Origin of the sequence: Bradyrhizobium sp. NAS96.2, assembly GCF_001908235.1 — a bacterium.
Lineage (GTDB): Bacteria > Pseudomonadota > Alphaproteobacteria > Rhizobiales > Xanthobacteraceae > Bradyrhizobium.
On the sequence record NZ_LGHK01000142.1, the window covers coordinates 25,419 to 40,045 of the forward strand.

The 14,627-nt window shown below is 64.3% G+C and carries 14 protein-coding genes; 6 read left to right on the plus strand and 8 right to left on the minus strand.

Features of this window, described 5'->3' with window-relative positions:
• Positions 1-4: 4 nt before the first annotated feature.
• Together AC628_RS27650 and AC628_RS27655 are read left to right on the plus strand one after the other, a co-directional pair.
• Complete coding sequence (locus tag AC628_RS27650; RefSeq protein WP_074129949.1) at positions 5-805, plus strand: FAD binding domain-containing protein; 801 nt, start codon at positions 5-7, stop codon at positions 803-805.
• Between the two features lie 322 nt (positions 806-1,127).
• The gene (locus AC628_RS27655; protein WP_074129950.1) at positions 1,128-2,240 is read left to right on the plus strand and encodes a CaiB/BaiF CoA transferase family protein; all 1,113 of its coding nucleotides are present in this window, start codon (positions 1,128-1,130) and stop codon (positions 2,238-2,240) included.
• Positions 2,241-2,412: 172 nt separating this feature from the next.
• Here AC628_RS27655 and hppD read toward each other — a convergent pair whose 3' ends face one another.
• Entirely contained in the window at positions 2,413-3,531 is a 1,119-nt protein-coding gene (gene hppD / locus AC628_RS27660; RefSeq protein ID WP_074129951.1) for a 4-hydroxyphenylpyruvate dioxygenase, read from the minus strand.
• A gap of 123 nt (positions 3,532-3,654) precedes the next feature.
• Here hppD and AC628_RS27665 point away from each other — a divergent pair, with 123 nt between their 5' ends.
• On the plus strand, positions 3,655-4,131 hold the full coding sequence (locus AC628_RS27665; RefSeq protein ID WP_074129952.1) for an Lrp/AsnC family transcriptional regulator: 477 nt from the start codon (positions 3,655-3,657) through the stop codon (positions 4,129-4,131).
• Positions 4,132-4,215: 84 nt separating this feature from the next.
• On the plus strand, positions 4,216-4,527 hold the full coding sequence (locus tag AC628_RS27670; protein WP_074129953.1) for a DUF1272 domain-containing protein: 312 nt from the start codon (positions 4,216-4,218) through the stop codon (positions 4,525-4,527).
• A 170-nt stretch (positions 4,528-4,697) separates the two neighbouring features.
• Here AC628_RS27670 and fahA read toward each other — a convergent pair whose 3' ends face one another.
• The 5 genes from fahA to AC628_RS27695 all read right to left on the minus strand — a co-directional run bounded on the left by fahA (position 4,698) and on the right by AC628_RS27695 (position 10,377).
• The gene (gene fahA, locus AC628_RS27675; protein WP_074129954.1) at positions 4,698-5,966 is read right to left on the minus strand and encodes a fumarylacetoacetase; all 1,269 of its coding nucleotides are present in this window, start codon (positions 5,964-5,966) and stop codon (positions 4,698-4,700) included.
• A gap of 208 nt (positions 5,967-6,174) precedes the next feature.
• The gene (gene hmgA, locus AC628_RS27680) at positions 6,175-7,521 is read right to left on the minus strand and encodes a homogentisate 1,2-dioxygenase (RefSeq protein ID WP_074129955.1); all 1,347 of its coding nucleotides are present in this window, start codon (positions 7,519-7,521) and stop codon (positions 6,175-6,177) included.
• A gap of 2 nt (positions 7,522-7,523) precedes the next feature.
• On the minus strand, positions 7,524-8,477 hold the full coding sequence (locus tag AC628_RS27685) for an MBL fold metallo-hydrolase (RefSeq protein ID WP_074129956.1): 954 nt from the start codon (positions 8,475-8,477) through the stop codon (positions 7,524-7,526).
• 34 nt (positions 8,478-8,511) lie between these two features.
• Positions 8,512-8,739, minus strand: coding sequence for a DUF2783 domain-containing protein (locus AC628_RS27690; protein ID WP_050425419.1), 228 nt, complete (start codon positions 8,737-8,739; stop codon positions 8,512-8,514).
• A gap of 9 nt (positions 8,740-8,748) precedes the next feature.
• Positions 8,749-10,377, minus strand: coding sequence for an FAD-dependent oxidoreductase (locus tag AC628_RS27695; RefSeq protein ID WP_074129957.1), 1,629 nt, complete (start codon positions 10,375-10,377; stop codon positions 8,749-8,751).
• Between the two features lie 269 nt (positions 10,378-10,646).
• On the opposite strand from AC628_RS27695, the gene AC628_RS27700 reads away from it, so the two are divergent.
• Positions 10,647-11,207, plus strand: coding sequence for a MarR family winged helix-turn-helix transcriptional regulator (locus tag AC628_RS27700; protein ID WP_502689777.1), 561 nt, complete (start codon positions 10,647-10,649; stop codon positions 11,205-11,207).
• A 222-nt stretch (positions 11,208-11,429) separates the two neighbouring features.
• Here the strand turns inward: AC628_RS27700 and AC628_RS27705 are convergent, their stop codons facing one another.
• Together AC628_RS27705 and AC628_RS27710 are read right to left on the minus strand one after the other, a co-directional pair.
• Positions 11,430-12,350 carry an NAD(P)-dependent oxidoreductase gene (locus AC628_RS27705; protein ID WP_283806720.1) on the minus strand — a complete coding sequence of 307 codons (921 nt, stop codon included), beginning with the start codon at positions 12,348-12,350 and terminating at the stop codon, positions 11,430-11,432.
• A 23-nt stretch (positions 12,351-12,373) separates the two neighbouring features.
• Entirely contained in the window at positions 12,374-13,180 is an 807-nt protein-coding gene (locus AC628_RS27710) for an N-acyl homoserine lactonase family protein (RefSeq protein WP_074129960.1), read from the minus strand.
• A 488-nt stretch (positions 13,181-13,668) separates the two neighbouring features.
• On the opposite strand from AC628_RS27710, the gene AC628_RS27715 reads away from it, so the two are divergent.
• On the plus strand, positions 13,669-14,627 hold a 959-nt coding region (locus tag AC628_RS27715), incomplete at its 3' end, for a caspase family protein (protein WP_143201839.1).

A 14,627-nucleotide genomic window follows, 5' to 3' on the forward strand; every position in this document is an offset into this window, starting at 1 on the left:
TACGATGTACGAGACCAACTATCACCGCGCATCCTCGATCGACGATGCCGTGGCGCAGTTTGCCAAGGGCACGGACTCCAAGTTCCTGTCCGGCGGACAGACCTTGCTCCCCGTGATGAAGCAACGCCTTGCGGCGCCATCCGATGTGATCGACGTCGCCAAGATCAAGGACATGATCGGCATCGACGTGTCCGGTGACACCGTGACCATCAAGGCGGCGACCACGCATTACGACGTCGCGCAAAGCGACGCCGTGCAGAAGGCGATCCCGGCGCTCGCCAATCTGGCGTCGATGATCGGCGATCCCGCCGTGCGTCATCGCGGCACGATCGGCGGTTCACTCGCCAACAACGACCCCGCGGCGGACTATCCGGCGGCGGTGCTGGCGCTTGGCGCTGTGGTCAAGACCAACAAGCGATCGATCGCGGCGGAGGACTTCTTCAAGGGCCTGTTCTCGACGGCACTCGAGGATGGCGAGATCATCACGCAGGTGTCGTTCCCGGTCCCGGCCAAGGCGGGCTATGCGAAGTTTCCGAACCCGGCCTCGCGCTTCGCGCTGACCGGCGTATTCGTCGCCAAGACCAAGTCGGGTGACGTCCGCGTCGTCGCGACCGGCGCGTCGCAGAGCGGCGTCATGCGGGTGGCGCCGATCGAGCAGGCGCTGAAGGCGAACTGGGCGGCGTCGGCGCTCGATGCCGTCACGATCCCGGCAAGCGGCCTGCTTGCCGACATCCACGGCTCGGCGGATTACCGCGCCAACTTGGTGAAGGTGATGGGACAGCGGGCGGTGACCGCCGCCGGCTAGCCCCTATCCTACCGGAACCTATGCAGACGGCGCGCAGCGATGCGCGCCGTTCGCGTTTTGCTGGCATTCCAGCCGAAAGGGCTTGCCACATCCCGCATTAGGCGAGAGAATTTAGCTAATCAGCTAATTAAAAATACCGTCAGACGGACGGCCCGCGGGGAGAGGACCCATGACGTTCGGCAGACCAAACGAGCCCCCATTGCCATGGCTAGCGACGGCCAGGCCGCGCCTTTGACGGCAGCGCCGATGCGATCCCCTGGCGCGTCGGACAAGTGAACAAGACCCTTCGATTACTCCCCTATAGCAACAACGGAACAACAACGTGCTCGACAAGCCCGCCTCCCAAACCGCCGCTCGCACCTCGGGTCCGCTCACAGGCTTCCGCATCGTCGAATTCGCCGGCATCGGTCCCGGCCCGTTCGCCTGCATGCTGCTTGCCGACATGGGCGCCGAGGTCATCACGCTGGACCGGGTCGGCGCGGGCAAGAATTTGAAGGCGGTCGCGACCCGCGGCCGCAAGGTCATCGAGCTCGACCTCAAGAACAAGGCGGCGATATCCGAAGTGCTCGACCTGCTGAGCCATGCCGATGCGCTGATCGAGGGCTTCCGCCCCGGCGTGATGGAGCGCCTCGGCCTCGGCCCCGATGTTGTGCTCGCGCGCAATCCGAAGCTGGTCTACGGCCGCATGACCGGCTGGGGCCAGGAAGGCCCGCTGGCGAATGCCGCCGGCCACGACATCAACTACATCTCGATCACGGGTGCGCTGGCTGCGATCGGCACCAAGGAAAAGCCGGTGCCGCCGCTCAATTTGGTCGGCGATTTCGGCGGCGGCGCGCTGTACCTCGTGGTCGGCGTGCTCGCCGCGCTCCTGGAAGCGCAGAAGTCCGGCAAGGGCCAGGTGGTCGACACCGCGATGTGCGACGGCGCGGCCTCGCTGATGTCGATGTTCTACGACATGGCCGCGCAGGGCCGCTGGAGCGGCGGGCGCGACCAGAATTTCCTCGACGGCGGCGCGCACTTCTACGGCGTCTATGAATGCGCCTGCGGCAACTTCATCTCGATCGGCTCGATCGAGCCGCAGTTCTACGCGCTGCTGCGCAAGCATGCCGACCTGACCGACGCCGACTTCGACGCCCAGATGGACCGCAAGGCCTGGCCGGCGCTGAAGGCCAAGCTGGAAAAGGTGTTCAAGAGCAAGTCGCGCGCGGATTGGTGCACGATCATGGAAGGCACCGACATCTGCTTCGCGCCGATCCTGACCATGGAGGAAGCCCCGAAGCATCCGCACATGGCGGCGCGCCAAGTGTTCGTCGAACGCCACGGCGTCACCCAGCCCGCCCCCGCGCCGCGCTTCTCGCGCACGCCGTCAGCGATCCGCGAGCCGGAGCTGGCGAGCATTGGGGATGTGACGGCTGAGTGGAAAGCGACGAAATAAATCTCGCTGTCGTCCCGGCGAACGCCGGGACCCAACCCCGGAACGTCGTTGTTGCGCACGACCGTTCCGCGGGACTGATATCCGACGCTCTCGATGGATTCCGCGGTATGGGTCCCGGCTTTCGCCGGGACGACAACTGTTGGTTTTGCGCTAGCGTGGCTCTACGACGCGCTTACGCCGCGTGATCGACCTTCAGCACGCCGCGGCGGATCTGGTCTTCCTCGATCGATTCGAACAGCGCCTTGAAGTTGCCTTCGCCGAAGCCGTCGTCGCCCTTGCGCTGGATGAATTCGAAGAAGATCGGCCCGATCGCGTTCGCCGAGAAGATCTGCAGCAGCACCTTGGTCTGGCCGCCGTCGACCACGCCCTCACCGTCGATCAGGATGCCGTTGGTCTTGAGCCGCGCAACGTCCTCGCCATGTTTCGGCAGGCGGGCGTCGATCCGCTCGAAATAGGTGTCGGGCGGCGACGGCATGAACGGCAGGCCGTCCGCGCGCAACCTTTCGACCGTCGCATGGATATCGCGGGCGCCGCAGGCGATGTGCTGGATGCCTTCGCCGTGATAGACGTTGAGATATTCCTCGATCTGCCCGGAATCGCCGGCGTCCTCGTTGATCGGAATCCGGATCTTGCCGTCCGGACTGGTCAGCGCGCGGGAGAACAGGCCGGACGCGCGACCCTCGATGTCGAAGAAGCGGATCTGGCGGAAGTTGAACAGTTTTGCATAGAAGCCGGTCCAGACATCCATGCGGCCGCGATGGACGTTGTGGGTGAGGTGATCGACATAATAGAGACCCGAGCCGACGGGGCGCGGGTTGGCGGCCCCCAGCCATTCGAACTCGGCATCATAGGCCGAGCCCTTGGCGCCATAGCGGTCGACGAAATAGAGCAGGCTGCCGCCGATGCCCTTGATCGCGGGGACATCGAGCGCCTTCTCCTCCGATGACACATCCGCCGGCTCCGCACCGAGCGCGATCGCGCGCTCATAGGCGTGCTTGGCATCGACCACGCGGAACGCCATCGACGGCGCGCAAGGGCCATGCGCGGCGACGAAGTTAAAGCCGTGGCTGCCAGGCTCCTCATTGACGAGATAGTTGATATCGCCCTGGCGATAGACCGTGATCGCCTTGGTCCGGTGACGGGCGACCGCGACGAAGCCCATCAGCTTGAACAGAGCGTGCAGCTCAGCCGGATTGGGATGAGCGTATTCGACGAACTCGAAGCCGTCGGTGCCCATCGGATTCTCAGTGCTGATTTCAGCGGGCGGCGCATCGTGCGGAAACGGACCCATGGCGGTAACTCCCTGATTTGTCTGGAGATCAGTTTCCGTCATCTGCTGTGCAACGTGCGTGCAAAATGGGACTCGTTTTGCTAATATCGCGCACGATCTGTGCATGAAATGGACATTTGACGCATGCCTGAAGTCGACGCTTTCGACCTCAAAATGCTCGCCGCGCTGCAGGATGACGGCCGGCTGACCAACCAGCAGCTGGCCGACCTGGTCGGGCTTTCCGCCTCGCAATGCTCGCGACGGCGGATGCGGCTGGAGGAGGAGAAGGTGATCGCCGGCTACCACGCCGACCTCGCCGGCGAAGCGCTCGGCTTCGCCCTGATCGCCTTCATCCACATCACGCTGGCGACCCACTCGCCCGACAACGCCAAGCGGTTTCGCGAACTGGTCAACCGCGTCGACGACATCCAGGAGGCCTACGCGCTGACGGGCGACGCCGACTATGTGCTGAAGGTGATGCTGCGCGACCTGAAGAGCCTGTCCGACATCGTCAACAACGTGTTGATGCCGCACCAGAGCGTGGCCCATGTGCGCTCCTCGATCGTGCTCGATCGCCTGAAGGAGAGCACCAAGCTGCCGCTGAAATCGCTACAAGCGTGATGGCTCAAATCGAGGGAATTCCGTCATTCGCTTCGATGGCACGACCTGCGATCATTCGGCCAACATCCAGCAAGAGAGACGACCATGGCGCTGCAGCTGCGACCGAACTGCGAATATTGCGACAAGGACCTGCCACCGAGCGCCACCGACGCGCGGATCTGCTCCTATGAATGCACATTCTGTGCAGATTGCGCGGAGACCAAGCTCGGCAATGTCTGCCCGAACTGCGGCGGCGGCTTTGCGCCGCGCCCGATCCGCCCGGCCAAGCCGTGGCGGCCGGGCGTCTGCACCGTGAACCAGCCACCGTCGGACAAGCGGGTGCATCTGAAATACAGCCTTGAGGACTGCGCGGCGAATACGGCGCGCTTAAGGGATATCAACCCGGAGGAGCGGTGATCCGTGAGATTGCCCCCCTGCCGCCCGGCTCCTTCCCCCTGAAGGGGGAAGGTGGGATGGGGGTCAGCCGCGGGCGCTGGCGTTCGTGGAGAGATGATCCCCACCCGATTTGCTGCGCAAACCGACCTCCCCTTTTCAAGGGGAGGTGAAGCAGCGGAATGCGCGGAGAGCTACTCCGCCGCGACGATCGTGCCCTCGACCTCACCGAAGCCGACACGATAGCCGTCGCCCTGACACCAGCCGCGCATGACCAGCGAATCGCCGTTTTCGAGGAACGAGCGCGTGACGCCGCTCGCAAGCTCCACCGGCTCGGTGCCGTTCCAGCTGATTTCGAGCAGGCTGCCGCGCTGATGCTTTTCCGGACCGGAGATCGTGCCGCTCCCTAAGAGATCGCCGACATTCATCGCACAGCCGCTGGAAGCGTGGTGCACCAGCTGCTGCACCGACGACCAATACATGTATTTGAAGTTGGTGCTGCAGATCGTCTTCGCCTCGTTCATCGCGCCGGCGCGCAAGCCCACGTCGAGCTGCATGTCGTAATTGTTCGGCTGGGTCTGCTTCAGGTAAGCCAGCGGCTCCGGCTCCTGCTTCGGGCCCTGCATGCGGAACGGCTCCAGCGCCTCGCGGGTCACCACCCACGGGCTGATCGAGGTCGCGAACGCCTTGGCCTGGAACGGACCGAGCGGCACGTATTCCCACTGCTGGATGTCGCGCGCGCTCCAGTCGTTGAGGATGACGAAGCCGAAGATCATCTCCTCGGCCTGCTTCTCGGTCAGCATCTCGCCCATCGCTGACGCCTGCCCGACGACAACCCCCATCTCGAGCTCGAAGTCGAGCCGCTTGCAGGGGCCGAAGCTCGGCACCTCAGCGGTCGGTGGCTTGAGCTGGCCGCGCGGCCGCTTGACCTTGGTGCCGCTCACAACGACGGTCGAGGCGCGGCCATTGTAGCCGATCGGCATGTGCAGCCAGTTCGGCTGCAGCGCGTTGTCCTTGCCGCGGAACATGACGCCGACATTGGTGGCGTGCTCCTTCGACGAATAGAAATCGGTATAGCCCGAAACGGCAAACGGCATATGCAGCCTGACGTCAGCCATAGGCACCAGCACCCGCGCCCGCAATTCCCTGTTGTCGCGCAGCTCCGGATGATCTGATCGTAACAGCTCGCTGATCCGCGCCCGCGTCGCCGACCACACCTTTGGCCCGAGCGCCATGAAGGCATTGAGCGACGGCTGCGAGAACACGCCGAGCGGCCCGACATCGAGCCGGGAATCCTGCTCGAGCTCCCAGAGATCGAGCACATAGTCGCCGATCGCAACGCCGACGCGCGGAGCCAGTCCATTCGCGGAGAACACGCCGTAGGGCAGGTTCTGGATCGGGAAGTCGGAGGTCGGCGCGACGTCGATGAAGGAGCGGAGTTTGGGGTCGTTGGGGTGGGGCATGGGGGTTCCGATGTGCAATCTTGGTGCAACAGCTGATCTTCTTCACCCTCCCCTGGAGGGGGAGGGTCGACGCGAATGAAATGAGCGGCGGGGTGGGGTGACGGTCTATCCGCGAACACACCGCCCGTGTTGAGAGATCACCCCACCCCGTTTCGCATTCCGCTTCGCTGCATGCGAACCGACCCTCCCCCTCCAGGGGAGGGTAAGATCACGGCTTGTTCGGGTCGAACTTCTTTTCCAAACCCTTCCAGCAATCCGAGTAGTCATCCTGCAGCGTCGACGACTTCGCCGCATGCTCGGTCACGCGCTGCGGGAAGCGCGTCTCGAACATGAAGGCCATCGTGCCGGTCAGCTTCACTGGCTTGAGTTCACCGTTGCTGGCATGCTCGAAGGCTTCGCGATCAGGGCCGTGCGGCAGCATCATGTTGTGCAGCGAGATGCCGCCCGGCACGAAGCCCTGCGGCTTGGCATCGTAGACGCCGTAGATCAGGCCCATGAACTCGGACATGATGTTCATGTGATACCACGGCGGGCGGAAGGTGTTGTCGGCCACCATCCAGCGCTCCGGGAAGATCACGAAGTCGATATTCGCGGTGCCGGCGGTCTCCGACGGCGAGGTCAGCACCGTGAAGATCGAGGGATCGGGATGATCGAAGGCGATCGCACCGACCGGCGAGAAGGTGCGCAGGTCGTATTTATAGGGCGCGTAATTGCCGTGCCAGGCGACCACGTCGATCGGCGAATGCGGCAACGTGGTCTTGAACAGCGCACCGCCCCACTTCACGTAGAGCTCGGTCGGCGTGTCCTTGTCCTCGTAGGCCGCAACCGGCGTCAGGAAGTCGCGCGAATTGGCCAGGCAATTGGCGCCGATCGGGCCGCGCTCCGGCAGCGTGAAGGCGCCGCCGTAATTCTCGCAGAGATAGCCGCGCGCCGGGCCATTCGGAATCTCGACGCGGAATTTGACGCCGCGCGGGATCACCACGATCTCGCCCGGCTCGGCATCGATGCGGCCGAACTCGGTGACGAGACGCAGATTGCCCTGCTGCAGCACGAACATCATCTCGCCGTCGGCATTGTAGAAATGCTGATCGACCATCGATTTGGTGATGAGATAGACGTGCGCAGCCATGCCGGCCTGGGTGTTGGCATCGCCCGCCGTGGTCATGGTCTGCACGCCCTGCAGGAAGGTCATGTCCTCCTTCGGGATCGGCGCCGGATCCCAGCGCAGCTGCGCGATCGGCATGTCGTATTCGTGGCACGGCGCGGTGCGCCACAGCCCGGCATCGGCCTTGGCGAAGCGGCCGGAATGCCGCACCGACGGGCGGATACGATAGAGCCAGGAGCGCTCGTTGGTGCCGCGCGGCGCCGTGAACGGCGAGCCGGACAATTGCTCGGCATAGAGCCCGTAGGCGCAGCGCTGCGGCGAGTTGCGCCCCATCGGCAGCGCGCCAGGGAGTGCCTCGGTCTCAAAGCTGTTGCCGAAGCCGGACATGTAGCCCGGGGTCACCTGCCCCGAGCTGCGCACGATCTGATCAGGCGAGGTATTGATGTTCATCACTATCCTCCTTGCAGGGCGGCCCACATTTCCTGGTCGCGCTTGTCGGTCCAGATCACGGGGTCATCGATCCCGGACGCCTCGTCGTAGGCGCGCGAAACGTTGAACGGCAGGCAATGCTCGTAGATCGCGAACTTCGAGAATTTCGGATCCATCACCTCGCGCGTCGCCGCCATCGATTCCTTTAAGGAGCGGCCCTTGGCGACGGACGATTCCGCCGCGCCATAGAGCGTGGTGACGAAATCGCGGGTCATCGCGATCGCATCGCGCCCGGTCTCGAGGCCCTTCAGCGCGTCACCACGGCCTGGCGCGATCGCCTTCGGATTGAAGGCGCGGATCTCGTTCAAGGTCATCGGCCATTCGCGTAAGTGCGCGTCGCCGCAATAGCAGGCCGAGTGATATTCGATCAGGTCGCCGGAGAACATCACCTCGGCGTCCGGCACCCAGGCGACGATGTCGCCCGAGGTGTGGCCGGCGCCGAGCTGCATCAGCCGCACCTCGCGCTTGCCGAGATAGATCGACATCTCGCCTTCGAAGGTCAGCGTCGGCCAAGTCAGGCCGGGGATGCTCGCGGCATCCTGGAACAGCCGCGGGAAGCGGCCATATTCGGAATCCCAGTCCTGCTGGCCGCGTTCCTCGATCAGGCGATAGGTCTCCTGCGAGGCCACGATGCCCTGCGCGTGATAGGCCGAGGCGCCGAGCACGCGCACCGCGTGATAATGCGACAGCACGACATACTTGATCGGCTTGTCGGTGACGGTCTTGACCCGCTCGATCACCTTGTTGGCCATCGCGGGCGTCGCCTGGGCGTCGAACACCAGGCAGCCGTCGTCGCCGACGATCACGGCGGTGTTGGGATCGCCTTCGGCGGTGAAGGCATAGAGATCGGTGCCGATCTCGGAGAAGGTGACCTTCTTCTCCGCGAGATCCGTGGTCGATGCGAAACCTTTGGCCATCAGTTCAATCCTGTCCGTTTGATCAGTGCTATTGCTATTGCTGTTGCTGTTGTTGCTGCTGGCTTGCATCCAGCGTCCGTCGTTTCGCCAGCGCGATCGCCTCGCGCAGCACGTCGAGATCGCCGATATGGTTGGCGAGCACCAGAACCAGCGCGGCATCGAGATCGGCGCTCTGCGCGTCGGTGAGGCCGCGATGCGCCTCAACGATGGCGCGGAAGGCGTCATCGGGCTTTGCGAAGTTCGAACTGGTCGACAGCGCCATGACGGATCCTCAGTTCAAGCCGGATGCGCGCGCCAGCGCCGCGTCGAGTATCGGCCGCGCCGCGTTTCGGAAGCGCGCCGCGACATAGCCGTCCGGCCGCAGCAGATACGCGGTGCCGGGTGCGGCATCGTAGCGCTGGCCGGCTAGGCCTTGCGCGTCGACCAGCCCGCCCGCGCCGCCGACCCTGATGGTGCCGACGCCTTCGGGCACATCGACATCAGCGCCATTGCCAAACGTCAGCAGCGTGAAACGCGTTCCCTGCCTGATGAACGCGTCGGTCAGATAGCTGGAACCGCCACCCGGCTCCGTCACCGGGGCATCCAGCATCGAGGCGCCCGGCCGCGGGCCGCCGCGCCAGTCGTCGCGATCGCCGCTCGACAGCGGCGTGTCGTAGACCGACGGCACCGACAGGCGGCCGCCATTGACCATACGCTTGCCGAACTCGGTATCCTCCGCGAGCGACAGCACCGCCTGGCGCAGCCGCGCTTCCTGCTTCGTCGCCGGCGCCATGAAATCGGTCGAGCGGGTGGACTCGCGGATGTTCTCGTCGGCCGCCGCGCTGCGCTCGATGTGATAGCTCTCAAGCAAGCCTTCGGGCGACAGCCGGCGCAGCACGCGGTCGAGCTTCCACGCCAGATTCTCGGCGTCCTCGAGCCCGGAATTGGCGCCGCGGGCACCAAACGGCGAGACCTGGTGCGCGGAATCGCCGGCGAAGATCACGCGGCCATGGATGAATTTTGCCATCCTGCGGCACTGGAACTTGTAGAGCGAGATCCATTCGAACTCGAACTTGTCATGCCCGAGCATGCGCTCGATCCGCGGCCGCACGTTCTCGGGCTGCTTCTCGGCTATGGGATCGGCGTCCGGATTGAGCTGCAGATCGATGCGCCAGATGTCGTCGGGCTGCTTGTGCAACAGCGCCGAGCGCCCGGCATGGAACGGCGGATCGAACCAGAACCAGCGCTCGGTCGGGAACGCCGCCGTCATCTTGACGTCGGCGATCAGGAACTGATCCTCGAACACCTGGCCTGCGAACTCCGCGCCGACCATCTGCCGCAGCGACGAACGCGCACCGTCGCAGGCGACGACAAACGACGCATGGACCTGGTACGAGCCTTCAGGCGTCGCAATGGTCAGCGCAACGCCGTCGTTGCGGCTCTCCAGCGCAATCACCTTGTTGCGCCAGCGCAGGTCGATCTCAGGCAGCTGCTCGACCCGGTCGACCAGATAGGCCTCGGCGTAGAACTGCTGCAAATTGATAAAGGCAGGCCGCTTGTGGCCTTCCTCCGGGAGCAAATTGAACTGGTAGAGCTGCGAGGCGCCGTGAAAAATCTTGCCGACGCTCCACACCACGCCCTTCTCGACCATGCGGTCGCCAACGCCGAGGCGATCCCAGAATTCCAGCGAGCGCTTCGAGAAGCAGATCGCGCGCGAGCCCTCGCCGATCCGGTCGGCATCGTCGAGCAGCACCACGCGCTGGCCGCGCTGTGCAAGATCGATCGCGAGCGACAATCCCACCGGCCCTGCGCCGACCACGACGACCGAATGCTCCGCGACGTTGGCGCCCGACCGGTCCTGGTCGGGGTGGCGGCGATAGCCGAACTGGGTTTTGGCGTGTGCCGTATTGGCTGATGCCATTGCGTGACCCTGGATGCTCCCTCGAGCCTTGTCCGTTCCGATTTCATCGGAACGGGGCTCTCGATTCTTGTTTTGACGCGTTTTCTTCACGCGAACCGGTATCCACTTCGCTCGAAAACGCTCTCGTTCTGCCGGCCTTTGGCTGCGGCTTGTTTGACTGGCTTGCGACAGGACCTTGCGGGTCGGCCGCGACCTTGCTAAATTAGTCTCACTTGCAACTATCTTAAACTCCCAGTCGGGCCCGACGTCAACTCAAATTGGAGGAATTTTTGGCCAGGACCTCCGCAAGCCAGCCTCCAGTCCGGGCGCGCGCCGCCGTGGAAGCCGACGCGCGCGACGATGCCGCGCCGGCGAAGAAGCGCCTCGATCTCTTTCATTTCATGCCGTTCCGCCTGAACCGGCTGGCGGCCGAGGTGTCCTCGGCGCTGTCGAGCGAATATCAGGCGCGCTACGGCCTCGATATTCCGGAATGGCGCGTGCTCGCGACGCTCGGTTTCCGCAGCGATCCCTGCAGCGCGCAATACATCGCGCACTGCACCCGCACCCATAAATCCACCATCAGCCGCGCGGTGTCGGCCTTGATGGAGCGCGAGATCGTCGAGCGCGTCGAGAACGCCGACGACCGCCGCGAATTCCGCCTGCGGCTGACCAAGAAGGGCCAGGCGCTGTACGAAGAGCTGATCCCGCGCCTGTTGCGCAAGGAACAGGAGATCCTGTCCTGCCTGTCCGCGCAGGAGCGCCGCGATCTCGGGCGCCTGCTCGGCAAGGTCGAGAGCAGCCTCGAGCTGGTGCAGACCAGCGAAGAGGCCGACGCGAAGGACGCGTATTAGACACGCACTCCGCTTTGGACACACACTCCGCTGTCGTCCTGGCGAAAGCCAGGATGACGCTGGAGTTGCCTCACCGCCCCAGCCGAGCATGGCTGCCAAACCCGTCATCCTGAGCAGGCGCGTCAGCGCCGTCTCGAAGGATCCACGGCCGCAGTCGGGCCGTCGTGCTTCGAGACGCGCGTTCCGCGCTCCTCAGCATGACGGTGATGGAGTTACGCGCAACTACGCCCTGTCGATATGCTTGGCGATCACAGGGAAATAATAATCCTTCGATCCCTTGTCGATCGCCTCCTGCAGCACGGTGCCGATCAGCTCCGCGCCGCGGATTGTGATGCCAGCGTCGGCGGCGAGTTCCAGCGCGTAGGACAGATCCTTCAGCGCATATTCGGTCGAGAATGCGCGCTCGGGAAACACGCCGGGCACGATCGCCTTCATGCCGTGGTTGCGCAGCGCGAAGCTGTCGGCCGAGCCCTTCGACAGGGTGTCCAGCAGCAGTTTCGGATCGACGCCATTGTGCTTGGCCACCGCGACGGCTTCGGCCAACGCATTCACGGTCTCGAACAGCACCATGTTGTTGAGGATCTTGGTCACCTGCCCGGCGCCGACATCGCCACAATTGGTGACGTCGGTGGCAAAGCAGCGGATCAAGGGCTCGATCGCGGCATAGAGCGCGGGCACCGCGCCGACCATCACGCTGAGCGTTCCGTCCTGCGCCGCCTGCCGGGTGCGCGCGATCGGCGCATCGGCCCAGGCCGCGCCCTTGGCCTTTAGCTGCCCGGCGAAATCGCGGGTCTGGCTGACCGACGACGTGCCGAGATCGACCACGACCTGGCCGGCCCTCGCATTCTTCAAAATGCCGTCGCCTTCGAACACCGCGCGCACGTGTTTGGCGCTCGGCAGGCAGAGGAACAGCACCTCGCTCTGCTTGATGACATCGGCGACCGAGCCGGCAATCTCGGCACCGTCAGCGCGCAAGCGCTCCAGCGGTTCGGCCGCGAGGTCAAACACCACGACGCGCTTGCCGCTCTTCTTGACGAGATTGCGGCAGATCGGCTCACCCATCACGCCAAGGCCGATGAACCCGAGAGTCTTGTAATCAGTCATATCGCTTCTTCTTTTGACGTTTCTTGACGTGTTGCAGATGCGCCTCGCCCGGACCGGCGAGGCTATTTCGCAAACGATCGCGACGGCGCCAGATGCAGCGCGAACGCATCGACCTTGTCGCTGGCGCGCGGATAGATCTCGCTGACGATCGGATCGTGACCGGGGATGAAGCGGTCGGGATGACCGGCGAGCCGCTCGACGGTCTCCCAGCCCAGCGCCATGTCGCCGACATTGTAGACGATCGGGAACGGGCTCTTCTTGTGCAGGTTCGCATAGTAATGCGCGGCATCGGACGCCAGCACGACCGGGCCGCGCGCGGTCTCGACCCGCACCACCTGCAGGCCGTCGGAATGGCCGCCGACACGATGCACCGTCACCCCGGGCGCGATCTCGCCGTCGCCGGAATGGAAGGTGACGCGCTCGCCATAGACATGGCGCACCATCTGCGTGACGTGTTCGATCGAGAACGGATGGCGCAGCATGCCGTTGCACATGCAGCGGCCGGTTGCGTAGCTCATCTCGCGTTCCTGCAGATGGAATTTGGCGTTCGGGAAGCGATCCAGATTGCCGGCGTGGTCATAGTGCAGATGGGTAACGATGACATCCCTGATACTGTCGGCACTGACGCCGAAGCCGGCCAGCGCATCGACCGGGTTGAGCGTCAGCTTGCGGGCGCGCGCCTTGGCCTCCTCGGCGTTGAAGCCGGTGTCGACCAGGATGTCGCGGCCGTGGCCGCGGATCAGCCAGACGAAATAATCCAGATCCTGCGCCGTGGTGTCGTGCGGATCGGGGACCAGGAAGTTGAGGTGGGGGGTGCGCGGCGACATCGTCGCATAACGCAGGGCGTAGATCTCGTAAGCGTTTCCCATCGGTTTCGCTCTTGTTTGCGGTCTTGTTTGCAGGTCTTTTTTGAATGGCTTGCCGTCCTGGCCACAAAGCCATCGCCTCGCGCAAAGGTCAAACCGCGCGGAGTACGACGAGTGCTTGACAGGGCGGCCGCAGCCTCTGTGAATGCAATCACATTACCGGCTCGCCGGAACCAGCACCATGCCAGCACGGCGATGGCCGCCATGACCGCATGCTGTTGCACTGCGGCCTTACGATCGTCAGCGCGATAAACGACGGCGCTGCAAGCCGTTGACGGAGGTTTGGCGGTGGTTTGATAATGGGTTTTCGTTAGAGCGTTTTCGAGCGAAGTGGCTACCGGTTCGCGTGAAGAAAACGCGTCAAAACAAGATTCTAGAGCCCCGTTCCGATTTCCATCGGAACGGAAAAGGCTCTAGAGTAAGGTTCCCGAGGCGCAGGCTGGAAGCGGCGCCATTTCATTGGAATGCCGCGATCTGGATTTGCCGCGATTATGAAAATCCGCCTTGCCTTGCTCGCCACGCTGATTTTTTCAATCGCGTCGCCCACCCTGTCCTTCGCCGCCGGCGATCGCTTCGCGCTGGTCATCGGCAATGCCAAATATCCCGATGCCGATGCGCCGCTGAAGGAGCCGGTCAACGACGCCCGTGACGTCGCCGACGAGCTCAAGCGCGACGGCTTCACCGTCGAGGTCGGCGAGAACCTGACCGGCGACGGCATGCGCCGCGCCTTCGACCGGCTCTATGGCAAGATCAAGCCGGGCTCGGTCGCGCTGATCTTCTTCTCCGGCTACGGCATCCAGTCGAACCGGCAGAGCTACATGATCCCGGTCGACGCCCAGATCTGGGCCGAGGCCGACGTCCGCCGCGACGGCTTCAGCCTCGAGACCGTGCTCGGCGAGATCAACAGCCGCGGCGCCGGGGTAAAGATCGCCCTGATCGATGCCTCCAGGCGCAACCCGTTCGAGCGCCGCTTCCGCAGCTTCTCGGCAGGGCTTGCCCCTGTCATCGCGCCCAACGGTACGCTCGTGATGTATTCGGCGGCGCTGTCGTCCGTCGTCTCGGACAATGGCAGCGATCGCAGCCTGTTCGTGCGGGAACTGCTGAAGGAGATCCGCACCCCCGATTTGATGGCCGAGGAGACGCTCAACCGCACTCGCGTCGGCGTCACCCGGGCCTCGCGGCAGGAACAGGTGCCGTGGATTTCGTCGTCACTGGCTGAAGATTTCTCGTTCATTCCAAGCGGCGCAGCCACTCAAAGCGGCGCGCCGGGATCGCCAAATGCTGCGCCTGCGCCGACCGCATCGCCATCAACCGAGGTAACTACGGCACCGCCGGTCGCGCCCCCGCCGGCACCGCCCGCAACAACGCCAGCGCCGCCCGCGGTAACGCCGACGCCGGCACCGGCGCCTCCTGCGGCGACAGCACCGACGCCACCACCGGCACCGCCGAA

Coding starts and splice junctions, on each gene's coding strand:
- AC628_RS27650 (WP_074129949.1), top strand. CDS start 5: ATGTACGAGACCAACTATCACCGCGCATCCTCGATCGACGATGCCGTG.
- hppD (WP_074129951.1), bottom strand. CDS start 3,531: ATGGGTCCGTTTCCGCACGATGCGCCGCCCGCTGAAATCAGCACTGAG.
- AC628_RS27665 (WP_074129952.1), top strand. CDS start 3,655: ATGCCTGAAGTCGACGCTTTCGACCTCAAAATGCTCGCCGCGCTGCAG.
- AC628_RS27670 (WP_074129953.1), top strand. CDS start 4,216: ATGGCGCTGCAGCTGCGACCGAACTGCGAATATTGCGACAAGGACCTG.
- fahA (WP_074129954.1), bottom strand. CDS start 5,966: ATGCCCCACCCCAACGACCCCAAACTCCGCTCCTTCATCGACGTCGCG.
- hmgA (WP_074129955.1), bottom strand. CDS start 7,521: ATGAACATCAATACCTCGCCTGATCAGATCGTGCGCAGCTCGGGGCAG.
- AC628_RS27685 (WP_074129956.1), bottom strand. CDS start 8,477: ATGGCCAAAGGTTTCGCATCGACCACGGATCTCGCGGAGAAGAAGGTC.
- AC628_RS27690 (WP_050425419.1), bottom strand. CDS start 8,739: ATGGCGCTGTCGACCAGTTCGAACTTCGCAAAGCCCGATGACGCCTTC.
- AC628_RS27695 (WP_074129957.1), bottom strand. CDS start 10,377: ATGGCATCAGCCAATACGGCACACGCCAAAACCCAGTTCGGCTATCGC.
- AC628_RS27710 (WP_074129960.1), bottom strand. CDS start 13,180: ATGGGAAACGCTTACGAGATCTACGCCCTGCGTTATGCGACGATGTCG.